We start from the raw sequence: 23,304 nt of genomic DNA, 5'->3' as shown, positions 1-23,304 counted from the left end.
TTATCAAAATATCTGGCTTTATGGTTTGTTTCTTGTTTTATAAATTAACCTACTGTTTAATTTTCAAAGTTCATTTTTCATGTTTGCCCTTTTCTTAAGGACAAGTAATACTATATCATCTTAAAAATAATCCGTCAACACATTTTTAATATTTTTTATTTTATTTTTTATATATCAAGTTTCTTTAACTCTTCTAAATCGAGCGTTATCAACATATTAAGCATATCTTTTCTTTCGCTTTTATCTTCATATTTTTTTATAACTTTTTTTCTAATATCGCCTAATACATTTAAATATTCCTCATAATCTTCAGTATATATCTTTTCAAGCTCCTTTTTTATTTTTGATGATAGTGAAGGACTCTTACCCCCAGTAGATATACTTATAAGTAAATCGCCTCTTTTTATATATGATGGGACAGTAAAATTTGATACCTCTACATTATCAACAACATTTACCAGCTTATTTTCCGCTCTACAATATAATCCTATTTCCATATTCAATTCCCTATTATTTGTTGCAGCAATTATTACAGAAGCATTTTTTATATACTTTTCTCTATAATCATCCTTTATTATCTTTATATCTCCCTCCAAATCATAAAACTTATTTAAAAGTTGTTTAGAAACTATAGTAACACTCTTATTAAAGTTTAAAAAATTTTTACATTTCCTATATGCGACTTCTCCTCCACCAATTATAACTACATCTAGGTCATCTAATTTTAAATTAATAGGATATAGCATTTTATACCTCCAAAATTTATTTAATCACATAAATAAAGTATAGAAATTATAAATTAGTATCTATTCTTATTTAATAAAGCTCTAAATAAAAACACTATAGAATATCTAATTACAATTCCTATACTTTTTATAATTCTTTTTCTTTATAGAATCTATTTTTGTAACAATCTCGCAATATCTTTAGCAAAGTAAGTTATTATTATATCTGCTCCTGCTCTTTTTATAGATGTAATTGATTCAAGAATTACATCTTCATTTAATAAACCTTCTTTTACAGCATACTTAAGCATAGAATATTCTCCACTTACATTATAAGCTGCTAGAGGTAAATCAAAGTTGTCTTTAACTCTTCTTATGATATCTAAATATGATAATGCAGGTTTAACCATAAGTATGTCTGCACCTTCTAATATATCAAGTTCTGTTTCTATTATAGCTTCATTGCTATTTGCTGGGTCCATTTGATATGTTTTTCTATCTCCAAAAGATGGTGCTGAATGAGCTGCTTCTCTAAAAGGACCATAGAAATTTGAAGCATATTTAACACTATAAGCCATTATTCCTATATTCTCTAATCCATTTTCATCTAAAGCTTCTCTTATCGCTTGTATTCTTCCATCCATCATATCCGATGGAGCTACCATATCTGCTCCAGCTTTAGCATGACTTACAGATATTCTAGCTAAATACTCTAATGATTTATCATTATCAACATAACCAGTATCAGTTAAAATTCCACAATGTCCATGGCTTGTATATTGACACATACAGACATCTGTTATCACATTCATCTCTGGATTTATCTCTTTAACTTTCCTAATTGCCTTTTGAACTATTCCATTATCATTAAAAGCTTGTGAGGCACACTCATCTTTTTCATTTGGCACACCAAACAACATTATATGCTCAATACCTAACTCACTTATTTCTTTTATTTCTTCTTCTAACATGTCTATAGATAAATGATAAACATCTGGTAAAGATTTAATTTCTTCTTTTATATTCTCTCCCTCTACTACAAATAGCGGATATATTAAATCTTCTACATTTACTTTAGTTTCTCTTACTAAGTTTCTTATTGCTTTACTTGCTCTTAATCTTCTTGGTCTTCTTAACATGATAATCCTCCAAAATTAATTTTTTATGATTAAATCTACTAATGAATCTATAGTAGATGTAGTAGCTTCTTTATATAACTTTATTCCTAAGTTATTTATCGTCTCTGTAGTTATAGGTCCAATAGATAGTGTTTTTATTTTGTCTAATAGTTTAATATTCTCTTTTCCTATAATTTCAATTAGATTATTTACTGTTGAGGAACTAGTAAATGTTATATAATCTATATCATTAGAATTTAAAATATCTAATATCTCATCTTTCTTCTCTTCATCTATTACTGTTCTATATGTATGTACTTCTGTTACCTCACAAATATCCTTAAGCTTGTCAACTAGATAATCTCTAGCATTTTCTGCTCTAGGTATAAGTATATTATCACTACTTTTCAAGATAGGCATTAGCTCTTCATATAGTGATTCTGCTACAAATTTTTTAGGTACTATATCAGCTATAATTCCTCTTTTTTTCAATTCATTTGATGTAGCAGAACCTATAGCACATATTTTTAAATTAGATAGTATTCTTAAATCAAAATTGATTTCATATATCTTTTCAAAAAAGATTTCTACAGCATTTTTACTAGTTAATATTAGATAATTATATTTATTTATATTTCTTATTTCATTTTCTAACTTAATATTATTTTGTAGTTTTTCTATCTTTATAGTAGGTATTTCAATTGGATTTCCACCTAAATCCATTATTTTTTCCACTAATACACTATTTTGATTTCTAGACCTAGTTACAGCAATACTTTTTCCAAATAAAGGCTTATTCTCAAAGAAATTTAACTTTTCTCTAAGACCTACAACACTGCCAACTACTATAAGGGTTGGTGGTTTTACTTCTTCTTTAATAGCAGTTTCATAAACATTTTCAAGTGTAGATGTAACAACTCTTTGATTATATCTAGTTGCCCAGCTTATAAGTGCAACTGGTGTATCCTTATCTTTTCCCTCTCTCATTAAGTTTTCACTTATTTTCTTTAAATTTGATATTCCCATTAAAAACACAAGAGTACCTTTATTATTTGCAAGAGCATTCCAATTTAATTCTCCACTATCATCACCCTTCAAATGACCTGTTATTACATGAAAAGATGAAGCATGTTCTCTATGTGTTATAGGTATACCAGCATAACATAAGCCTCCTATAGCAGAAGTTATTCCTGGAACTACTTCAAATTCTATCTCCTCATCTACTAAAGTCTCTGCTTCTTCGCCTCCTCTACCAAATACATAAGGGTCTCCCCCCTTAAGACGAGTAACATATTTTCCTTCTTTAGCCTTTTCTGCTATAATTCTATTTATATCTTCCTGTGGCAAAATATGATTACTTGATACCTTTCCTACATATATAAGCTCACAATCAGGCTTAGCTTCTCTTAAGTAACTACTATTTGCTAATCTATCATATACTATTACATCTGACTTTCTTATACACTCTAGACCTTTTAAAGTCATGAGTTTATAATCACCTGGCCCTGCACCTACTAAGTAAACTTTACCCTTCATAATTTTCATACTCCTTCAATACAAGTTTAGCTAGTTTTAAACCTAACTCTCTAGGAGAAGAAATATCCCCCTCCATAGACTTAATTACTACTTTAGTTCCTTCTGAATCTCCATATAGACCAGTAAGATGTATCTTATCTTGGTTTATTTCACAATAAGCAGCCATTGGTATATGACAACTTCCATTAACACCATCCAAAAAACCTCTTTCAGCTAATATTTGGATTTCTGTATTTTCATCTTTTAGTGAATTTACTATTTCTTCTATATTACTATCATTACTTCTTATTTCTATAGCCAAAGCTCCTTGAGCAGGTGCTGGTATAACAACATCAACAGGTAAATAAGAACTTATTTTTTCTTGTAAATTCGCTCTTATTATTCCTGATGCAGCCAACACAATCCCATGCATATTTTCATCTTTTATTTTTCGTATTCTAGTTTCTACATTACCTCTAACTTGTACTATATTTAGGTCAGGTCTTTGCTTTAATAATTGAAATTTTCTTCTTTTACTTCCTGTGCCTATTACTGCTCCATGAGGTAAATCATCTAAGCTTTTATATCCTTCTCTAAGTATTAGAACATCTCTTGGGTCTTCTCTCTTAGGTGTATGAGCAAATTTTAGTCCATCTGCTAAATAAGAGGGCATATCCTTCATACTATGTACTGCTATATCTATTTTTCCATCCAATAGTTGCTGCTCTATTTCTTTAACAAACAATCCTTTATCGCCTATTTTATCTAGGGAAACATTTTGAATCAAATCCCCTTTTGTCTTTATGACTTTAATCTCAAAATTAATATCTGGATACTTCTTTTTTAATTCATTAATTACCCATTCTGTTTGTATAAGTGCTAGATTACTACCCCTAGTTCCAACCACGATATTCATACTAAATCTCCTTTAAAATATTACCTTCATCTATTTTATTTTGTTCTCTTTATTTACTAGTATTGTAGAAAAATAAGATATCTTATCTTCAAGATGTGCCTCTCGTAAATCTTTAAATACAGTTTCACCTTCTTGAGACGAATTACTTACTAAAATAGCATGTTCTATTAGATTATATTTTTCTAGTTTTTTTATTATTTCCTTAAAGTTCTTATAAACTTTCATCAATACTATTGAATTATAATTTTGTAAAGCAAGTTCTATTTTATCATCTTCCATAGTACAAGGAACTATTACTAAGGCTTCCTTATCCATAACTAGTGGAAAATTTTGATTAGATGCTATATTAGAAAATGATGAAATCCCTGGTATAGTTTCTACTTCTATCTCATCTGATATTCTCTCCATTATGTACACATATGTGCTATAAATCATAGGGTCTCCTAATGTTACAAACCCTACGTTTTTTCCATTCTTAACATCTGTAGCAATCTCTTCAGCTACATTGTCCCATGCTATATTCTTTTCATTTCCATCAAAACACATTGGAAAATGTCTAGATTTTATCTCTATTGATTCATTTAAGTATTCTTTAACTATTGATAAAGCTAAGCTATCTCCACCTTTTTTTGATTCTGGAGTATATAAAATATCTAGTTTCTTTAATGCGCTAACTGCTTTCATTGTAAGTAAAGAACTGTCTCCTGGTCCTGCTCCTATACCATAAAACTTAACATTTTCTGCACATTTAGTCGCATGACGAACAAACTTATCTTGTATATAAGGATTTTCACCTAAACCTTTTAGATGTATATTTACATTAAATCCATTCTCTTCTAATATTGTTTTCCAAGAATCTTCTTCATCTCCCGCCATATCATTTATAGCATGGTCACCTGCAACTAACATAAATGGCATTAGATTTACGGTTTTTATATTACCTTCTTTTAATCTTCTTATTACATGCTCTATTTCTGGATAACCTTCAACTGTACCAACATAAGCATTTACTCCATTATCTCTAAGCATATATTCTAATGCTGGATATGCTGAATGTGATTCATGAATAGTCCCATGACCCATAAATACTACTGCTTCATCATTTTTCATATGAGGGATTTGATGTTTAATCGCCTCTACAGATTCTTGATAATCCTCAATATGTGTAAGTAAAGGTCTCCCTAATACAATCTTTTTAAATTTAGATGAGTAGCCTTCTACTTGCTCTTTTAACTTGTTAAATTCTTCTCCACATATAATATGAAGTGTTTGAATTATTACTTCATCATATCCTTGTTCATATATTTTATCTAAAGCTTGTATTGGATTGTCTATCTCTATTCCATCCCTTTTTTTTATTTTATTTATTATCATATTTGATGTATAAGCTCTAAAAAAGTCATAGTTTTTTAATGAATCTTTTATTTTATTTTCACACATATCTATTGTCTTTTCTCTCGTTTCATGGTAGCTCGTACCAAAACTCACTACTAATAAGGCCTTCTTCATATGTTCTCCTCCTAAAAATTATACAAGTATGTCTTTAATTTTATTTATATCATTAATTACATTTTCATAGTTAATCGATTCTCGCTTAATAATTATCACTGGTATATTAAAACTTTTACATGCATTTACTTTTTCTAAGAAACCACCTGCTATTCCACTTTCTTTTGTTATAACTAAGTCTATGCCATAATGTTTATACGTTTCTTCGTTTATACACTGGCTAAACGGACCTTTCATAGCTATTATATTGTCTGCATTTAAACCTAATTTTTCACAACTTAGTATAACCTCACTAGTTGGAAGAACTCTAACTACTAAGTTTTTATCGTTTATTTCCTCTACAAATCTATTTAGATTCTTACTTCCTGTTCCTATAAATATATTTTTTCCTATTTTATTTGCTATTTTACAGGCTTCCTCAATTGTATCTACTATAAACTTATTATCATAATTTATTTCTTCAATTAGAGATTTCCTCTCAAATCTTATATATTCTACATTCAACAGTTTTGCACAATACATAGCATTTTTAGATACTTCAACTGCATAAGGATGAGTTGCATCTATTATTTTCACTATATGATTATCTTTTATAAATTTTAGCATCTCCTCCTGTCCGAGTTTTCCTAAAATTATATTATCTGTATGTCGTTGTGCAAGCTCCTTTCCATAATCTGTGGTCACTGAAAGGATATATGGTTGTTTTAGTTCATTTATCTTATCACATATAAATAAACTATCTGAAGTTCCTCCTAAAATCAAAATCATACTGTATAACCTCTTGGAGTTATCATCAACTCATTATCAATATAAGTAGATTTATTTCCGATTATAACCATTGTAGTCATATCAACCTTTTCAAAATCCATATTTTCAAAGGTACATACAAATTTTTCTTCCTTTTCTCTACCTACATCTTTAACCACTCCAACAGGCGTATTCCCACTTTTAAATTCACCCATTATTTTAAATGCTTTACTTAAATGTTCACTTCTTCCTTTACTTCTTGGATTATATAAACAAATTACAAAGTCAGCTTCAGCAGCTAATTTCAACCTTTTTTCAATTACTTCCCATGGAGTCATTAAATCACTTAAACTTATATGACAAAAATCATGCATAATAGGAGCTCCAAGTATAGCTGCTGCACCAATACTTGCAGTAACACCTGGAATCACTTTTACTTTTATATCTTCTTTTTCTTTAGATATTAATTCCAAGATAAGTCCTGCCATTCCATATATTCCAGCATCTCCACTACTTACAACTGCCACTTTTTTTCCTTTCTTCGCTTCCTCTACTGCTTGTTTACATCTATCAACTTCTTGTCTCATACCATTTTGAATTATTTCTTTATTTTGTATAAATTCTTCTATTAAATTTATATAAGTCTTATATCCAACAATAGCCTCAGAATCTTCTATTGCTTTTATTGCCTCTAAAGTCATGGTATCTTTACTTCCTGGACCAATTCCTACAACGTATATCATATTTTTATTCTCCCCACTGAAAAAGTTATTCCTTTATATTTATGTTTTTCAACTATTAAGTTCCCTTTGCTCAAAAGATACGCTACTGGCTCTGCTACTGAATACACTCCCACATTTTTTTTAACAAAATCAGATTTATCAAATAGATTATCAACATTTGATATTTCATCTATTGAAAATGTTTTAAAAGGTATTTGTAGTTCTTTTGATAAATCAATGATTGCCTTCTCATCTTTTTTTAGCTCTATACTTCCAATCGTGTTTATTGCTCTTATATCTATATTTTGTTTATTAAGAAATTCTACAAGCGAATTATACATTAGTTCACTATCTGTATTTCTTCTACAGCCAATTCCTATTACTATATCTTTTGGGATTACTCTTATTATTTTTTCATTAATATAATCATTCTCAAACTCATTATCTGTATTTAAATTTTCAACATCTCTAATACAATTTATTTTATGACTTATTATAACTACTTTTTCTATGTACTTATTTAAGAAACTCTCTTTTAACTCATCAATATTTTGTATAAACTTAAAGCCTCTAGTATCAACTTGATACCATTCATCAACATATAAACCAACACATTTATTGTTAACTAACTTAGAATTCACTTCTTTTACATTTTCTCTAAAGTTATCAATGTATGCACTTAGATTTTTTGCTATCATGTCTAATGAGGCTTTTTGATTTATATCAGTGGCTGTTGTTATTACTGGATTAGCATCGATAAGATTACTTATGTAATGTGTTAATTTATTTGCTCCTCCAATATGCCCACTCAATAAGCTTATTACGTTTTTACCTTTCTCATCTAGTACTAAAATTGCTGGGTCACTAAATTTACTCACTATATATGGCGCTATACTTCGTACAACTATACCTGTAGCCATTATAAATACTATGTAATCAAATTTATTAAATATTTCTCCCACAAAATCGCTCAGTTTCTTTTGAACTATATGTACACAGGTTTCTTGAAGATTTAAATTAATTTCTTTATTTTTTATTTGATATACAACACAATTATCTACTAGAGATTTTATCTTTATAGCTAGATTCTTACCATTTTCTGTGATACAGATTATAGCAATATTACCCTCTATATTCATGTTTAAAATCCTTGTCATATAACTTTGAGTTATTATATTCTTCTCCTAAGAATCTTCCAACCATTATTAAAGCAGTTTTATTTATATTATTTTCTTTAACTTTTATAGCTATGTCACTTAAAGTTCCTTTAACTATTTTTTCATCTGCCCAAGTTGCTTTATATATAACTGCTATAGGAGTATCTTTTGGATATCCACCTTCCAGTAATCTAGACACAACTTTATCAATTTCTTGAACAGATAAAAATATTACCATAGATGTCTGATGCTTAGCATATGATTGTATTGATTCTTTCTCTGGAACTGGGGTTCTTCCTTCCATTCTTGTTATAATTACACTTTGAGAAATTTCTGGAACTGTATATTCAACACCTAAAGATGAAGCTGCTCCTAAAAAAGAACTTACTCCTGGAGTGCAATCGTAATCTATATTCAATTTATTTAAGTCCTCTACTTGCTCTCTAATTGAACCATATATAGAAAAATCACCTGTTTGCAGTCTTACAACAGACTTGTTATTTTCTATACCTTCTCTCATGACATCTATTATCTCTTGTAAATCCATATGTGCGCTATTATGTATTTGGCAATCTTCTTTACAATATTCCAAAAGTTCAGGATTAACAAGTGAACCTGCATATATTACTACATCTGCATTACTTAATAATTTGTATCCTTTTAATGTTATTAATTCTTTATCTCCAGGCCCTGCTCCTACAAAATGTACTTTATTCATAATCATTTTCCCCTTTTTCACAAGATATTATATATATAGGATTTAGTGGTTTAAAGTATTCACCTTTTCCTAATTTCTCTAGTTTAGAAACATTTAAAACACTTACATCTATTTCTTTAAATCCATATTTTTTAAGTAATTTTAAAGTTTGATTAAAAGTATCCATTATTATAAAATTAGCTACAAGTCTTCCTCCTATAACTAAATTATTTTTAGACCATTCTATTATTTCTTCTAAATTATTCCCTGTCCCACCAAGAAAAATAGACTCAACTTGGGTATTTAATCCTACATCGATTGGAGCATACCCTTTTATTACTTCTATATTTTTTAAGTTAAACTTTTTTATGTTTTTCTCTATAAGTTCTATAGCAACATCATTTTTCTCTATAGATATAACATTTAGATTAGGATAATTATATGCAGCTTCAATACTTACACTTCCTGTACCAGCACCTATGTCTATAAAGTTTTTAGCCTTTACTAAATTCAACTTACTTATTGATATTGCTCTAACTTCTTCTTTAGTAATTGGAACTTTCCCTGTTATAAATTCACTATTCTTCATCTAAAATCACCACAACATTCATCTCGAAATTGTCCATTCTTATTATCTCTTCTGGTTTTGCTATTGTTATTTTTTCATTTTCATATGATAAATTTTCTCCTACTACAACAATCTTATTTAAATTTCTATCTATTATTTCTTTACTTATTTGTTTTGGACCTATCTTAGAGTCTGTAACCATACATACTTTTTTATGTGATAGTATATAATCAAAATCTGGTACTTTTCCATGACTACTTGTGATATATACATCATTCATATCAATATATATTTTTGAAAATATATATTGTAATGAACTAATTCCAGAAACCATATTTATCATTTTGTTGTCAATATTCTTAGATAGATACCTACCTATACCATATATTAATGGGTCACCAGAAGCTATTACTGATATTTGCTTTTCTTTATTATTATTTATGTACTCTATAATTTCTCTCAAATTAGAATCTAAGATTATTTTTTCTCCTTCGAAGTTTTTTATAGATTCTAGATTCCTCTTACCACCAATTAATACATCAGAAGTGGAAATTAAGTTTTCACCTTTTTTTGTTATATAGTCCAAATTTCCAGGCCCTAGACCTATTATGTTTATCATATAAAGACCTCCACTAATGCATCTGTATTATCCGATTTACCTAACAATGACTTATCCATTGAAAATATCATCACTTCCACATCAATATCATCTGACTCTTCATTTAAGTATTCCTTTACTCTATCTCTACATTTATTACTCAATATATTATACACCTGTTTATACTCACTATTGTTTATTATATCTATAGCTTCTTCAGATGTTAGGCACTGATTTATTTTATTTAAAAATTCGTATTTAGCTCCCATTAAGGCTAGATTTGCCACTAATATCTCACTTCTAGCATCTGCAACTTTACTATGAGTATTAAAGATACCAGCAGATAGTTTTATAAATTTGCCTATATGACCAGCCATTAATATTTTTTTATACCCTATTCTTTGAGCTTCTTTAATCATATAGCCTACAAAATTACTCGTTCTAACTACATACTTAATATCCAAGTTTAGTTTTTCTCTTATAAACTGTTCTCCATGATTTCCTGGAACCAGTATTATTTTATCTAAGCCTTGTTCTTTTTTCATTTGAAGTTCTATGGACAAGGATTTTTTCCATCCTTCATCACTCATAGGTTCAACAATACCTGTTGTACCTATTATAGATATTCCTCCAACTATACCTAATCTTGGATTAAATGTTTTCTTTGCTACCGTTTCTCCTTGTGGAGCAAAGATTGTTATTTTTAAAACTTTATTATCTCCAAGTATAGATTCAAAATTACTTCCTACAAGCTTTCTTATTTCCTCGTTTATCATTTTAAGTGGAGTAGGATTTATAGCTGGCTTACCAACATCTACACTTAGTCCTTTTTTGGTTACTACTCCAATACCAATTCCACCATAAACTCTAATATATTTATAAAGTTCATTTTGACTCTCACTATTAGTATTTACACTATCAATATCACATAAAGTAAGATAATCTTTATCATTATCGTTTTTGGACACAATTTCAGCTCTTGCATAAATATCCATGGTGTGAGTTGCATCTATGTCATCTCCACCATCTTTTTTTATAGAACATTCCACAAATGTATTAGAAATATTTATATTATCAACCTTTAATGATAATGGTATCCCTTTAGGAGTATCTATATTTATAGTATCAATTTTATTTTTTGTTATCAGCATATATACAGCAGCTTTGGATGCACCTGTTGCACATGAGCCTGTAGTATATCCTCTTCGATATTTTTTACCATCTATATATACATATTCTTCCATACATATACCTACATAGTATATAATATAGCATTTACTATTGCTGCTGCTAAATTACTACCACCTTTTCTACCTTTAGAAATTATATATGGTATGTCTGTTTTTTCAACCTCATCTTTTGATTCTTGCGCCCCTACAAAACCTACAGGAACTCCTATAACTGCATCTAAATCTAATTTACCTTCTGATTTCATCTCCATAACTTTATATAAAGCTGTTGGTGCATTTCCTAAAACAAATATCTTTCTGCCATCTTCTTTAGCTGCAATTTCTACTGCTGCCATAGAACGAGTAATTCCTTTCTCTTTAGCTAATTTTGCTGTTTCTTCGTCTGCTACTAAGCATTTATATTTACATCCTAATACTTCTAGCTTTCTTTTATTTATTCCACTAAGAGCCATATTTGTATCAGTATAAATACTAGCATTATTTTTTAATGCATCTATTATACTATCTACTGCTTCTTCTGATATTTTTAATATGTCTAAGTAATCGAAATCAGCAGTAGTATGTATAGCTCTTTTTATTATTTTTTCTTCGATATTATTCTTAAATCTATAATCTGGTCTAATCTCATCTATTATTTCTTGTATTAATTCAAAACTTTTTTCTTCTATTTTCATAGGATTCTTTATGTATTGCATTCTATTTCCCCCTTAATTCCTCCATTTATTATGTTCAATGTATAAATCTTATTATAAACAGAATCTATATTAGATTCACATAATACATCTATTATCTTTTTATCATCCATAAACTTATCAATTAAGATGCCTATTACTGTACCACTGTGAGCAATGTTTACTCCATATGCTCCACATTTTTTTGATATTTTTATTATTTCACTTAGGTACTCTTTTTTCTCTATATTTTCATTTGCTAAACTACTTAAAGTACAAGCCTCTCCAACTAGGGATAAGTTATCACTTTTTAATCCCTCTTCTAGAATAGCAAATGACCTTTTTATGATTTCTCTATTTTCTATTTTTAAGGTATTGTAATCTTTCCTCAGCCTAATTTTCATAGTATCTAACATTTTGTTTGGTTCAAGTATTATAACTTTTGCATTGGTTAGATTCCCTAAATATTTTATAACAGTTCCACTTAAGGGATTAAATATGCTATTTTTATCTATAAATATAGAATCTGTTGGTTCTATTTCTGCTGCTAATTTACAAATCTCTTCACTACTTAAATCTTTATCTATCAATGACAATGTTGCCTTTATAGTAGCTCCTATATCAGCAGTCGAACTTGCCATTCCCTTTCCAACAGGTATCTTACTGTCTATATTCAGAGAAATATTTTTAGTATATTTTTTAGGTAGATTAAACTTTTCAAATACTTTCTCAATTGCTAGTCTTGACTTACGTCTACCTAAGTTTATATCTATTAATTTTTCTTCAATATACACCTTGGAATACATATCTATTGCATATGAGCATAGATATTCTTCATCATCAATTATTCCTTGTACAAACTCTCCACAAGATGCTGGGCACATTCCATAAGATTTCATTCTAATCACCCAATAAACCTTTTATATTTTCTATAAGAATTTTATTATCTTCATGAGATTTTATAGCTACTCTTATAAAACTATCATCTAGTCCTACAAAGTTAGATGCATCTCTAACCAATAAATTTCCTTGCTTAAATAAATCTTTTTTCAATTCTCTAGATGTTTTTTTATAAATTTTTATCAAAATAAAATTAGCATCTGTATCATAGACTTTTATATTTTTTACGTTTCTCAACTCTTGTAACATGTATTTTCTTTCTTTTATGTAATATTCTTTACTCTTTCTAATATACTCTTTATCTTCAAAAATAAAATCAGATAGTATGTCTGCAAAAGAATTTATAGTCCATGGCTCTTTGTATTCATAAATTTTGTCCATAATGTTAGTATTGCTTGTAATACCATATCCTAACCTTAAGCCAGGCATACCAAAAAACTTAGTCACAGCTTTAATTATGAATATGTTTTTGTTTGATTCTATATATTTGACTAAGCTATACTCATTTTCATCTTCAACAAACTCCATAAAAGTTTCATCAACTATTAACATCTTATTATACTGACCTAATAAATAAACAAGCTCCTTTAAGTCTTGAACATTTCCACTAGGATTATTAGGATTACATATAAATAAGCTATCGAATTTTTCAATGTTATTTTTTATTATATCTATATCAAATTTAAAATTATTTTCTGAATCTAACTCTAAATCTATAATATCTAGATTGTTTAACTTAGCACTTCTTCTATATTCTGAAAATGTAGGATTTATTATAGCTAATCTTTTTTTAAGACTCTTCATAAGCAAATAAATCACTTCTGTAGCACCATTTCCAGGTATTATAAAGTTCGGATTTATATCTATATATTTTGATATATTCTCTCTCAAATTTGTATAGTTTATGTCTGGATAATTCCTACACTCCTTTAATCCTTTTAAAATGTATTTTTCTAAATTTGGCAATACATTTGGATTTATATTTGAGCTAAAATCTATTATTTCTTTTGGGTCTTTCCCATACAATTCAGCCATCTCATCCACATTGGCACCATGCCCTAAATCCTTCATCTATGTCCCCCTTAAGTTCGCAAACCATCATTTATATAATTAATTTGATTAAAATCATCCTACACAACACATATAATAGTGTAAATACTAATATGGATACAAACGAAGATGCGTACATAATTTTATTCGTTTTAATTATATCCTCTTTATCTATCTCCCTAAGCTTATCCCCTATTGTTGGCTTATATACTTTTTCCCCAAAATAAACGTTAGTACCACCCAATTGGATTCCTAAAGCACCAGATACTGCACCCTCTGAAAAAGCACAGTTTGGACTTTTATGATTCTTTCTATCTCTAATGGATATCTTAAAACAATTTCTATAGTTGTAACGTAAAAAGAAACTCCCAATTGTCATAAGGACAACGGATATTCTAGCTGGTATATAATTGGCTACATCATCAATCTTAGCAGAAGCAAAGCCAATATCTTTATATTTTTCATTTTTATATCCAACAGTTGAATCTAATGTATTTATAGCTTTATACACCATAGCAAGTGGTGCTCCTCCAATAAATGCATAAAACATAGGTGCGATTATACCATCTACAGTATTTTCTGCAACAGTTTCTACAGTTGCTCTTATTATCTCAGACTCACTTAAAGTAGTAGTATCTCTACCTACTATATAAGACAACTGCGTTCTAGATTTCTCTATATCTCCAGTTTTTAATACATTATAAATTTTTAAAGCTTCATCTTTCAAACATTTTGTAGCCAGTGTGGTATAAATTATAAAACCATTTACCACAACGCTCAATAATCCATTAAAGCTAAATAACTTCACTATAGAATAGGTTATTAAATACGTTATTCCCACAGTTATAAACCATAATATAAATCCACCAAATTTTAACTGTTTATCACTCTTAAAGACCTTCCTTATTATACCTTGAGTAAAATTTATAAGTTTACCAATAAACCTTACTGGATGAGGAAAAGAATACGGGTCTCCTACAATTAAATCTGCCACATATCCTATATAAATAGATAAAATATTCATTTACTTATTTCCTTTATTCAAAAAATTTTCTATACAATTTAAATTATTATAGAAATGAGTATGAAGATATGTAGCTAAAGTATTTCCTTTACTATAACCGCCATCCCATTCCTCAACTATATTTCCATCTCTTTCTTTTTTCATTGAATATGCACATTTTTCATCACTTTCAAATATTGAATGATGAAACTCATGACCTTTGATAGCCTCTCCTTTTTTAGATAAAAGAGTATTTTCTTTAGCTACACCAATACAGTATCCAAATCTTTTTAAAGAAGATGTCATCTTACTAATTCCACTGAATATACCAACCATATTAAATTCTTGTTCTTCTTGATTCAATAGTTTCTCACCTAGGTACATCAGCCCCCCACATTCTGCATAAATTGGTATGTTATTGTTATGTGCCTCTAATATAGAAGCTCTCATTGACTCATTTGCCTCCAATTCTTTTCCAAATATCTCTGGAAATCCCCCTCCAATATAAATATAATCTGAAGTTGGCACTGATGTATCTTCAAGAGGGCTAAAATAGTTTACCTCTAATCCAAGTTCTTCTAAAAGCTCTATATTCTCTCTATAATAAAAATTAAATGCCTTATCATATGCTATAGCTATTGATTTATTCTTAACATGCTTTTTTATTTCATTATTCTCTATTAAAGTTTGAAAATCAAAATCACTCTCAAACTCATCACTTTCTGAAATTTCTATTATCCTATCAATATCTATATAACTTTCAATTTCATCAGCTAAAGTATAAAATTTTTCTCTTAAAGATTTCATCTCCACACTAGGAACCAATCCTAAATGTCTAGATTCTAAAGAAAACTTATTATTTGGAGGAAAATACCCCAATACTTCAATATTACAATATTTCTCTATAGAACTTTTAATTATTTGATAATGGCTATTGGTCTTAACATTATTTACTATGACACCTTTTATATTTACATCTTTATCTAATTCCTTATATCCAAGTACCATAGCAGCACTAGATGCAGCCATAGATTTTCCATTTATAACTAATATAACAGGTGATTTTAACACCTTTGAAGTATGTGAGCTTGTACAGTTATCTAAATCTATTCCAAAACCATCATATAGCCCCATAACACCTTCTATTACTGAAATATCTGCATCTTTTGATGATTTATTCACTATATACTTTATTTTTTCATCATCTAACATATAAGAATCTAGATTTCTGGAATGTCTTCCAGTTATAAAAGTGTGATATGAAGGGTCTATATAGTCTGGCCCTACTTTATATGGCTGTACTTTCATATTCCTCTTGACTAAGGCTTGCATTATTCCTAATGAAATTGTTGTCTTGCCTACTCCACTACTGGTACCTGCAATTAAGATTTTTTTCATAATACACCTCCTACCTAAATTATAAATACAGAATCATTACTATTTCATAATCTCATATATTTTCTCTATATCTAAATGCTCTCTTAAAAAATCAGCCAATTTATCATATTCTTTATCTTTAAATTCACCAAAAGAATTTACCTTGCTTTCTAATTCTTGTAGACCTTTTTTCTTTCTTATATTATTTAAAATTTTCCTTGTGAAACTTATTTCATCAAAGATTCCATGAATATAAGTTCCAATTACAGTACCATCTTTATTTATGCTTCCTTCAGTATAATTCACTTCTTCATCCAGTTTTTTTGTTATCAAATCTAAGCTTCTTATACCATCACCTCGATTTGTAATACCCATATGGATTTCATAACCTTTTACTTTTATACCTTTAAGGTCATTCATATATTCACCATTACATTCAACAATAGTAGCTTCTACTTGTGTGGTAGTTTTTTCTTTCTCAAATATTGTTTCTGTATCTAAGAGACCTATACCATCAACTTCTTCAATTTCACTTTCAACATGATAAGGGTCTCTTAATTTCTTACCTAGCATTTGATACCCACCACATATACCAAATATCAATTTACCTTGACCATGCAAATTTTTAATTTGTGACTCAAGACCACTTTCTCTTATATACATTAAATCATTTATAGTACTTTTAGTTCCTGGTATTATTACCATATCTGGATTTCCTAAAGATTCTCCAAAATCTACATACCTGATGCTTACATCTTCTTGTGTCTCAAATATATTGAAATCTGTAAAATTTGACATGTGTGGAGTTCTAATTATTTCTATGTGTATATCACCTTTATTCATTTTTTTCTTAAATCTAGTAGTCACACTATCCTCATCTTCTATTTTTATATCTGTATAAGGAACTACTCCTATAACAGGTACTTTTATAATGTCTTCTAGCATCTTTACTCCATCTTGTAAAAGCTCTTTTTTTCCTCTAAATTTATTAATTATTACACCTTTTACTCTTTTTTTCTCATCTTCATTTAATAAAAGCATTGTTCCTACTAATGATGCAAATACTCCTCCTCTATCAATATCTCCAACTATTATTACAGGTGCATCTGCTATTTCTGCCATACCCATATTAGATATATCTCTATCTTTTAAATTTATCTCTGCATTACTACCAGCGCCTTCCATAACTACAATATCATAAGTTGAATTCAAGCTATCAAAGGTATCTTTCAATATATCTACCAATTCTAGTTTGTAATCATGATATTGGGAAGAAGGCATTTCCCCTATAACTTTACCTCTTACAATAACTTGACTTTTGTTATTTCCAGAAGGTTTTAATAGAACTGGATTCATATCAGCTATAGGCTCTATTTTTGCTGCTTCAGCTTGAAATACTTGTGCTCTTCCCATTTCTAATCCTTCTTTAGTTATAAAGGAATTTAAAGCCATATTTTGAGACTTAAAAGGAGCAACAGTATAACCATCTTGTTTAAATATTCTACACAAACCTGCTACTAAGATACTTTTACCTACGTTTGATGCTGTTCCTTGTAGCATTATTTTTTTCCCCACTTTCTAACCCCTCCTTGCTAAAATTTACTAAAATGCCAATAAAAAAAGTCCTATTGCTTCTAAAGATAGGACTTTTATACGTATTAATTAAAAATCTTTCACCCCGAAGACCTCTTGTTTTAAATTAAATTAGGCAGGTATCCTGGCTTAACTTCATCCTACTTCTATAACCTTCCCATCAAATTGACAGTGGTATTTATAGTTTCGTTGGTTTCACAGTAGCGGGGGCTGCAAAGGCATCTAACCTTTTTCCCTTTTAACATATAATTAAGAACCTAATTTTAATCTAATATTCTATTTTCATTAATATTTTTACAGACATATATTGTAATACTTAATTTTAATTAAATTATATAAAGTCTGTAAAATTCATTTTATCTACTACAGTAAATCCACTATTAATTTCTAAAACTGTAATAGATGCATTATCAATTTTAAAGTTCCAATGATATTTATAACCACCAGAAATCAAATGTGTTATTATATTTCTTATTGTTCCTGCATGAGAACATATAAGTATTGTTTTTATATCTAAATGACTATCATTTTCTAAAAGTATATTATCAATTTCTTTTGCCACTCTTTTATAAGAGTCTATGAGACTTTCTCCATTTGGATATCTATAGTTGTTACCTTCTTCTATCATCTTTTCGAACTCTTTGGGATATTTGACTTTAATTTCTTCAAAAGTTATTCCTTCAAAGTCTCCAAAACTAATTTCTCTTAAAGCTTCTTTTTCTTCTATTTCTATTAATTTTAACCTTGATATCTTTTCTATTGTATCCTTTGTACGTGAAGATGGTGTCGTGTAAATTCGGTCTATATTTTCATTACTTAGGTATTCAGTAATTTTATTTATTTGAATTTTTCCTTCTTCACTGATACAACTATTTATGTGACCTGATAATCTTCCTTTTTCATTATCATTTGTCAATGCATGTCTTATTAGTATTAATCTTATCACATTATCACCACTTTTTAGTTTTAAAAAAACATAAAAATTAACAAATATATATAAATCAAATATACAAGCTCTGAAAGTTCTATTCCACAACCTAATATATCACCTGTTACTCCATCAATCTTTTTATAAATGTGTTTTTTGAATAATATTATAAATATAAAAATTACTATAGCTGAACCTAATATTTTAATCAACACTATATTAGGTAATAAGAATATAAATTTAGTAATAAGAATAACTATTAATGATGTATATACTATAGCTGTTATTAACATATTTGTAGTCAGTTTACCTATAAATAAATTTCCCATTCCTTTTTCTCTTGGTGTCACAGTTTTATATGTCAATAACATTACTCCTAATCTTGCAATCATTGGCATAAATATTATAACCCATAATGAATTATTACTTATTATATTGTATATGAATCCAACCTTTAATAAAAGCACAAACATAATTGCTAAAAGTGAATTTGTACCTAACCTTGAATCTTTCATTATTTCAAGCATTTTTTCTTTATCTCTATAGCTATATATTGCATCAAATGTATCTCCTAATCCGTCTATATGAAGACCTCCAGTAATTAATACCCCAGCTAGAGTTATTATTATAGAAGCTATAAATGGTTCAAATAAAAGCATAGAAATCCATCCTATTAAATAAGATAATACACCAATAACAAAGCCTACAAGTGGAAAATACACTATTGATTTATAAAATTCATCATCAAATCCTACATTTAATTTTATAGGTATCCTTGTTAAAAACTGTAGTATTAAAATAAATCTTTTCATAGTCACATACTACTCCTTTATTTTCATAGGTATGCCACTAACTACAAAATAAACTTCATTACTTTTTGATGCTATGTATTGATTTATGCGACCTACAATATCAGCATATATCCTACTAAGTTTATTCCCAGGAACAATTCCCATACCTAATTCATTTGTAACAAATACAAAGTATAGATTTGTTTTTTCTATTTCTTCAATAAGTCTTATAACTTGTTCTTTTATATATTCTTCCAATTTGTTTATCTCTTCTTGAGTAGACTCTTCTATATTTAGATTGTGTTTAAACATTAGATTATTTACTAATAAGGTTACACAGTCTAGTATAACAGTTTCATGTTCTTTGTATAGCTGTCTAATTATGGAATATATATCTTCATATATTTCATATGTATCCCAATTTCTAGGTCTATTTTCTTGATGCTTTTTTACCCTATCTTTCATTTCATCATCAAACGGAATAGAAGTTGCTATATAAGCTGTTTTATTATTCTTATTTAAACATAGCTTTTCTGCAAAGTTACTCTTCCCTGACCTAGCTCCTCCTGTTACCAGAACAATTTCACTCATCAAAACACTCCTACAAATTAAATTTTTATGCCTTATCTCCCCATGTCAATTTCATCAAAAGTTGCCATATTCTTATAAGTATAATTTGAAGCTTCTATTATGTTAAATGCTAAAGCAGCTCCACTTCCTTCACCCAACCTCATATCCATATTTAGTAAAGGGTCTAATTTCAATATATCTAAGGCTCTCTTAGTTCCTGATTCTGCTGACAGATGAGATGCTATCATATATTCTCTAGTTTTTGGATTTATCTTATAAGCAATTAGTGCTGCTGCATAAGAAATAAATCCATCGATTACTACTGGAATCCTATTAGCACTACATCCTAATATTACACCTGCCATTGAACCTATTTCAAATCCACCCACTTTAGATAAAATATCTACTCCATCAGTTGGATTTGGATTATTAATTTCAATAGCTCTTCTGATTACTTCAGCCTTATGTTTTAGTCTCTCTTTTTTAAGACCTGCACCTATACCAGTAACTTCTAATGGGTCACAGCCTGAAATTACAGATATTATTGCTGTACTTGGAGTAGTATTTGCTATCCCCATCTCTCCAATACCAATAACCTTGTAATCTTTTTCTATACACTGTTCTGCTATTTCAATTCCTATCTCTAAACATCTAATAGCTTCTTGTTTACTCATAGCTGGCCCTTTGGCCATGTTTGATGTTCCTTTTCTAATCTTATAATCCAATACTCCCTCTAGTTTTTCATCACAGTTTATTCCTACATCTACAGCTACAACATCTGCCCCTACAAATTTACTTATTACTCCAACTCCACATAATCCTTTCGAAAAATTTGGAAATTGTAGTTTTGTTATATTTTGAGGGTCAGGCGCTACACCTTCTTCATATACACCATGGTCTCCTGCAAAAGCTATTATAACTTTTTTACTTGTATCAAAATTTTCATTACCAAATATCCCTGATAATTGCATACAAATATCTTCTATTTTGCCTAAGCTTCCAGTTGGATGTATAAGCCTGTCCAATCTCTGCTTTGTTTTTTCAATAGAAGAATTATCTAAAGAATATATATTTTTTGATATACTTTCTAATAAACTCATTTTCTATCCTCCCAACATTTTTTTATTTTTTAAATTATCTTTTTAGATAAAAAATACTCTTATTTTCTAAAAATTTCAACTTTTTATTTTTATTTTTACATATATACAAAAATTATTCTACATTTTATCTCTATTTCCTTTATTTTCCATTATGAATTTGCATACAATCGCATGCTTTTTGTAAAAATATATTTAAAAGAACTTTAAGGAGATGATTTTGTGGATGATTTTTCTAAATTAAAAAATTTATATGAAGATGGATATAGATGTATTTATCATGATTGTGTAGATAATAATTACACTATATATCTTAAGAATTTTTATACGGAAGGTTCAGAAACTATCGAGTTAAGTAGCGAATCAGATTTCTCGCAATTCAAAGATTATATATATGGACTGAGAATGTCTTAAATATTATGAAACCCATTAAAATAGGGAGTTTAACAACTCCCTATTTTGAAGTCACAATTTTTTTTATAAGCTTTAAAAGTTCGTCTCTGTTTACTTCTCTTTCATTTTTTCTGTCCTTATACTCTTGAAAGTTAACAACTTTTGTATTTGGTTTTTCCATAAACTCACTTCCCATTTAACATTATTAACTTATCTTAATATATTTTATTCTATACAATTTATCTATTTCCTTCTATTTATAATACAAAATTTCTTAAATAATCCCAAATTTTCAAAACAAAATTTTCAAAATATACTAAAATCTACCTTTCAAATATAATATCAAATAAAATTTAATAATCCTTATACTTTATAGTATAATATACTCATAAAATATAATAAAGGAGATTTTAAATGAATATATTACAAAATGAAAAGTTAATTATAGAATCAAACAATTCTGGTGCTGAACTCACTAAAATATTTTCTAAAAGATATAATAAAGACATTCTTTGGAATGGTAATAAAAAATATTGGGGTAGACAATCACCTATATTATTTCCTATAGTAGGTAAACTTGTTGATAATGAAACTATAATAGAAGAAAATCTATATAGCATGACTCAGCATGGATTTGCCAGAGATATGGAATTTGAGATTATAGATAAAGGAGATACATTCATATCTTATAAATTAACAGACAATGAATCTACTTTAGAAAAGTATCCATATTCTTTTGAGCTAATCATAAATTATACATTAAAAGATAATAGTATAAATATAGAGTGGATTGTAAAAAATACTGACTCTAAAGATATATTCTTTTCTATAGGCGGACATCCTGCATTTAATCTTCCTCTTTTTGAGCAAAATGATTTTTCTAAATATCATCTTGAATTTAAAAAAAGAAGTGATGTAGAAAAAATCAATTTAAATACTTCTTTTATAGATGATATAACATTTATCGGAGATTTAAAAAACTTACAGTTAAGTCCAGAATTATTCAAGAATGATGCCTTAATATACACTAATATAGATGAAGTGTCTATATGTAATAATGATGGTGGCAAATATATAACTCTATCTATGCAAGATTTTCCTCTAGTTGGTATTTGGACTCCTTATTATAGTGAAACTAATTCTACTGCTCCATTTTTATGTATAGAACCTTGGTATGGTCTTGCTGATAGTATACATTCTAATAAAATTTATAAAGATAAGAAATTCATTAATAAACTTGGTAAAGGAAAAATTTTTACTGCTTCTTACAATATAAATATACATTAAATAAAAGTCAGTTACATGTACTACCAAAATGATAAAATATTTTAACATAAGCTAGTATAAGAATATGAGGTAGTATTATTTAATATTCCTTAATCAAAAAATATTACTGGAATGCAAAATTCCAGTAATATTTAATAACTAAACAATATGCTTTTATATAAACCTATAAATAGCTTATTTTT

24 protein-coding genes and 1 riboswitch are annotated in these 23,304 nt (G+C 28.3%); of the genes, 2 read left to right on the top strand and 22 right to left on the bottom strand.

The window, feature by feature from the left end; genetic code table 11:
* Positions 1–167: 167 nt before the first annotated feature.
* The 22 genes from KGF38_RS14445 to cobT all read right to left on the bottom strand — a co-directional run bounded on the left by KGF38_RS14445 (position 168) and on the right by cobT (position 21,445).
* Positions 168–746 carry a bifunctional precorrin-2 dehydrogenase/sirohydrochlorin ferrochelatase gene (locus KGF38_RS14445; RefSeq protein WP_054271867.1) on the bottom strand — a complete coding sequence of 193 codons (579 nt, stop codon included), beginning with the start codon at positions 744–746 and terminating at the stop codon, positions 168–170.
* Between the two features lie 152 nt (positions 747–898).
* Entirely contained in the window at positions 899–1,864 is a 966-nt protein-coding gene (gene hemB / locus KGF38_RS14440) for a porphobilinogen synthase (protein ID WP_054271868.1), read from the bottom strand.
* 15 nt (positions 1,865–1,879) lie between these two features.
* On the bottom strand, positions 1,880–3,379 hold the full coding sequence (gene cobA, locus KGF38_RS14435; protein ID WP_074180124.1) for a uroporphyrinogen-III C-methyltransferase: 1,500 nt from the start codon (positions 3,377–3,379) through the stop codon (positions 1,880–1,882).
* Positions 3,369–4,274, bottom strand: a complete 906-nt coding sequence (hemC, locus tag KGF38_RS14430) for a hydroxymethylbilane synthase (RefSeq protein ID WP_074180123.1) — start codon at positions 4,272–4,274, stop codon at positions 3,369–3,371. The genes cobA and hemC overlap by 11 nt, the downstream gene beginning before the upstream one ends.
* A gap of 30 nt (positions 4,275–4,304) precedes the next feature.
* Complete coding sequence (locus KGF38_RS14425) at positions 4,305–5,783, bottom strand: cobalt-factor II C(20)-methyltransferase (protein ID WP_074180122.1); 1,479 nt, start codon at positions 5,781–5,783, stop codon at positions 4,305–4,307.
* Between the two features lie 18 nt (positions 5,784–5,801).
* Positions 5,802–6,551: a precorrin-6A reductase gene (gene cobK / locus KGF38_RS14420; protein ID WP_054271872.1), complete on the bottom strand. Its 750-nt coding sequence runs from the start codon at positions 6,549–6,551 to the stop codon at positions 5,802–5,804.
* Positions 6,548–7,273 (bottom strand): precorrin-3B C(17)-methyltransferase, encoded by a 726-nt coding sequence (cobJ, locus tag KGF38_RS14415; RefSeq protein ID WP_054271873.1) that lies wholly within the window; start codon positions 7,271–7,273, stop codon positions 6,548–6,550. The genes cobK and cobJ overlap by 4 nt, the downstream gene beginning before the upstream one ends.
* Positions 7,270–8,391 (bottom strand): cobalt-precorrin 5A hydrolase, encoded by a 1,122-nt coding sequence (gene cbiG, locus KGF38_RS14410; RefSeq protein ID WP_074180121.1) that lies wholly within the window; start codon positions 8,389–8,391, stop codon positions 7,270–7,272. Before cbiG ends, cobJ begins: the two co-directional genes overlap by 4 nt.
* Positions 8,375–9,127, bottom strand: coding sequence for a cobalt-precorrin-4 methyltransferase (locus tag KGF38_RS14405; RefSeq protein ID WP_074180120.1), 753 nt, complete (start codon positions 9,125–9,127; stop codon positions 8,375–8,377). The genes cbiG and KGF38_RS14405 overlap by 17 nt, the downstream gene beginning before the upstream one ends.
* The gene (locus KGF38_RS14400) at positions 9,120–9,695 is read right to left on the bottom strand and encodes a decarboxylating cobalt-precorrin-6B (C(15))-methyltransferase (protein ID WP_054277712.1); all 576 of its coding nucleotides are present in this window, start codon (positions 9,693–9,695) and stop codon (positions 9,120–9,122) included. The genes KGF38_RS14405 and KGF38_RS14400 overlap by 8 nt, the downstream gene beginning before the upstream one ends.
* Complete coding sequence (locus KGF38_RS14395) at positions 9,685–10,293, bottom strand: cobalt-precorrin-7 (C(5))-methyltransferase (protein ID WP_074180119.1); 609 nt, start codon at positions 10,291–10,293, stop codon at positions 9,685–9,687. The genes KGF38_RS14400 and KGF38_RS14395 overlap by 11 nt, the downstream gene beginning before the upstream one ends.
* The gene (cbiD, locus tag KGF38_RS14390) at positions 10,290–11,516 is read right to left on the bottom strand and encodes a cobalt-precorrin-5B (C(1))-methyltransferase CbiD (RefSeq protein WP_074180118.1); all 1,227 of its coding nucleotides are present in this window, start codon (positions 11,514–11,516) and stop codon (positions 10,290–10,292) included. Before cbiD ends, KGF38_RS14395 begins: the two co-directional genes overlap by 4 nt.
* Before the next feature lie 8 nt (positions 11,517–11,524).
* On the bottom strand, positions 11,525–12,157 hold the full coding sequence (locus KGF38_RS14385; RefSeq protein WP_054271879.1) for a cobalt-precorrin-8 methylmutase: 633 nt from the start codon (positions 12,155–12,157) through the stop codon (positions 11,525–11,527).
* Entirely contained in the window at positions 12,145–13,032 is an 888-nt protein-coding gene (locus KGF38_RS14380; protein WP_074180117.1) for a cobalamin biosynthesis protein, read from the bottom strand. The genes KGF38_RS14385 and KGF38_RS14380 overlap by 13 nt, the downstream gene beginning before the upstream one ends.
* A gap of 1 nt (position 13,033) precedes the next feature.
* On the bottom strand, positions 13,034–14,104 hold the full coding sequence (locus KGF38_RS14375) for a pyridoxal phosphate-dependent aminotransferase (RefSeq protein ID WP_074180116.1): 1,071 nt from the start codon (positions 14,102–14,104) through the stop codon (positions 13,034–13,036).
* A 31-nt stretch (positions 14,105–14,135) separates the two neighbouring features.
* On the bottom strand, positions 14,136–15,107 hold the full coding sequence (gene cbiB, locus KGF38_RS14370; protein ID WP_074180115.1) for an adenosylcobinamide-phosphate synthase CbiB: 972 nt from the start codon (positions 15,105–15,107) through the stop codon (positions 14,136–14,138).
* Positions 15,108–16,484 (bottom strand): cobyrinate a,c-diamide synthase, encoded by a 1,377-nt coding sequence (locus tag KGF38_RS14365; protein ID WP_074180114.1) that lies wholly within the window; start codon positions 16,482–16,484, stop codon positions 15,108–15,110.
* Between the two features lie 39 nt (positions 16,485–16,523).
* Complete coding sequence (locus KGF38_RS14360) at positions 16,524–18,038, bottom strand: cobyric acid synthase (RefSeq protein ID WP_074180113.1); 1,515 nt, start codon at positions 18,036–18,038, stop codon at positions 16,524–16,526.
* 114 nt (positions 18,039–18,152) lie between these two features.
* A riboswitch (cobalamin riboswitch) is annotated at positions 18,153–18,332 on the bottom strand.
* 55 nt (positions 18,333–18,387) lie between these two features.
* Positions 18,388–19,002, bottom strand: coding sequence for a histidine phosphatase family protein (locus KGF38_RS14355; RefSeq protein WP_074180127.1), 615 nt, complete (start codon positions 19,000–19,002; stop codon positions 18,388–18,390).
* Between the two features lie 20 nt (positions 19,003–19,022).
* Positions 19,023–19,796 (bottom strand): adenosylcobinamide-GDP ribazoletransferase, encoded by a 774-nt coding sequence (gene cobS, locus KGF38_RS14350; protein ID WP_074180112.1) that lies wholly within the window; start codon positions 19,794–19,796, stop codon positions 19,023–19,025.
* 9 nt (positions 19,797–19,805) lie between these two features.
* The gene (gene cobU / locus KGF38_RS14345) at positions 19,806–20,366 is read right to left on the bottom strand and encodes a bifunctional adenosylcobinamide kinase/adenosylcobinamide-phosphate guanylyltransferase (RefSeq protein WP_227832480.1); all 561 of its coding nucleotides are present in this window, start codon (positions 20,364–20,366) and stop codon (positions 19,806–19,808) included.
* Between the two features lie 32 nt (positions 20,367–20,398).
* The gene (gene cobT / locus KGF38_RS14340) at positions 20,399–21,445 is read right to left on the bottom strand and encodes a nicotinate-nucleotide--dimethylbenzimidazole phosphoribosyltransferase (RefSeq protein WP_074180111.1); all 1,047 of its coding nucleotides are present in this window, start codon (positions 21,443–21,445) and stop codon (positions 20,399–20,401) included.
* A 219-nt stretch (positions 21,446–21,664) separates the two neighbouring features.
* On the opposite strand from cobT, the gene KGF38_RS14335 reads away from it, so the two are divergent.
* Entirely contained in the window at positions 21,665–21,856 is a 192-nt protein-coding gene (locus KGF38_RS14335) for a hypothetical protein (RefSeq protein ID WP_227832479.1), read from the top strand.
* 393 nt (positions 21,857–22,249) lie between these two features.
* Positions 22,250–23,122: an aldose 1-epimerase family protein gene (locus KGF38_RS14330; protein ID WP_074180110.1), complete on the top strand. Its 873-nt coding sequence runs from the start codon at positions 22,250–22,252 to the stop codon at positions 23,120–23,122.
* The last annotated feature ends 182 nt before the right edge of the window (positions 23,123–23,304 follow it).

The organism is Clostridioides sp. ZZV14-6387, from assembly GCF_020657835.1.
Taxonomy (GTDB): Bacteria; Bacillota; Clostridia; order Peptostreptococcales; family Peptostreptococcaceae; genus Clostridioides; species Clostridioides difficile_A.
Note: the sequence above shows the minus strand (reverse complement) of the source record. Positions and strands in the feature narration are given on the sequence as shown.

What these genes read in the sequence shown, in the direction of transcription:
- hemB (WP_054271868.1), bottom strand. Translation starts at nt 1,864, where the DNA reads ATGTTAAGAAGACCAAGAAGATTAAGAGCAAGTAAAGCAATAAGAAAC.
- cobU (WP_227832480.1), bottom strand. Translation starts at nt 20,366, where the DNA reads ATGAGTGAAATTGTTCTGGTAACAGGAGGAGCTAGGTCAGGGAAGAGT.
- cbiD (WP_074180118.1), bottom strand. Translation starts at nt 11,516, where the DNA reads ATGGAAGAATATGTATATATAGATGGTAAAAAATATCGAAGAGGATAT.
- KGF38_RS14375 (WP_074180116.1), bottom strand. Translation starts at nt 14,104, where the DNA reads ATGAAGGATTTAGGGCATGGTGCCAATGTGGATGAGATGGCTGAATTG.
- cbiB (WP_074180115.1), bottom strand. Translation starts at nt 15,107, where the DNA reads ATGAATATTTTATCTATTTATATAGGATATGTGGCAGATTTAATTGTA.
- KGF38_RS14405 (WP_074180120.1), bottom strand. Translation starts at nt 9,127, where the DNA reads ATGAATAAAGTACATTTTGTAGGAGCAGGGCCTGGAGATAAAGAATTA.
- cobT (WP_074180111.1), bottom strand. Translation starts at nt 21,445, where the DNA reads ATGAGTTTATTAGAAAGTATATCAAAAAATATATATTCTTTAGATAAT.
- cobS (WP_074180112.1), bottom strand. Translation starts at nt 19,796, where the DNA reads ATGAAAAGATTTATTTTAATACTACAGTTTTTAACAAGGATACCTATA.
- KGF38_RS14330 (WP_074180110.1), top strand. Translation starts at nt 22,250, where the DNA reads ATGAATATATTACAAAATGAAAAGTTAATTATAGAATCAAACAATTCT.
- KGF38_RS14365 (WP_074180114.1), bottom strand. Translation starts at nt 16,484, where the DNA reads ATGAAAAAAATCTTAATTGCAGGTACCAGTAGTGGAGTAGGCAAGACA.
- cbiG (WP_074180121.1), bottom strand. Translation starts at nt 8,391, where the DNA reads ATGAATATAGAGGGTAATATTGCTATAATCTGTATCACAGAAAATGGT.
- KGF38_RS14400 (WP_054277712.1), bottom strand. Translation starts at nt 9,695, where the DNA reads ATGAAGAATAGTGAATTTATAACAGGGAAAGTTCCAATTACTAAAGAA.
- cobJ (WP_054271873.1), bottom strand. Translation starts at nt 7,273, where the DNA reads ATGATATACGTTGTAGGAATTGGTCCAGGAAGTAAAGATACCATGACT.
- KGF38_RS14425 (WP_074180122.1), bottom strand. Translation starts at nt 5,783, where the DNA reads ATGAAGAAGGCCTTATTAGTAGTGAGTTTTGGTACGAGCTACCATGAA.
- KGF38_RS14445 (WP_054271867.1), bottom strand. Translation starts at nt 746, where the DNA reads ATGCTATATCCTATTAATTTAAAATTAGATGACCTAGATGTAGTTATA.
- KGF38_RS14380 (WP_074180117.1), bottom strand. Translation starts at nt 13,032, where the DNA reads ATGAAATCTTATGGAATGTGCCCAGCATCTTGTGGAGAGTTTGTACAA.
- hemC (WP_074180123.1), bottom strand. Translation starts at nt 4,274, where the DNA reads ATGAATATCGTGGTTGGAACTAGGGGTAGTAATCTAGCACTTATACAA.
- cobA (WP_074180124.1), bottom strand. Translation starts at nt 3,379, where the DNA reads ATGAAGGGTAAAGTTTACTTAGTAGGTGCAGGGCCAGGTGATTATAAA.
- KGF38_RS14395 (WP_074180119.1), bottom strand. Translation starts at nt 10,293, where the DNA reads ATGATAAACATAATAGGTCTAGGGCCTGGAAATTTGGACTATATAACA.
- KGF38_RS14385 (WP_054271879.1), bottom strand. Translation starts at nt 12,157, where the DNA reads ATGCAATACATAAAGAATCCTATGAAAATAGAAGAAAAAAGTTTTGAA.
- cobK (WP_054271872.1), bottom strand. Translation starts at nt 6,551, where the DNA reads ATGATTTTGATTTTAGGAGGAACTTCAGATAGTTTATTTATATGTGAT.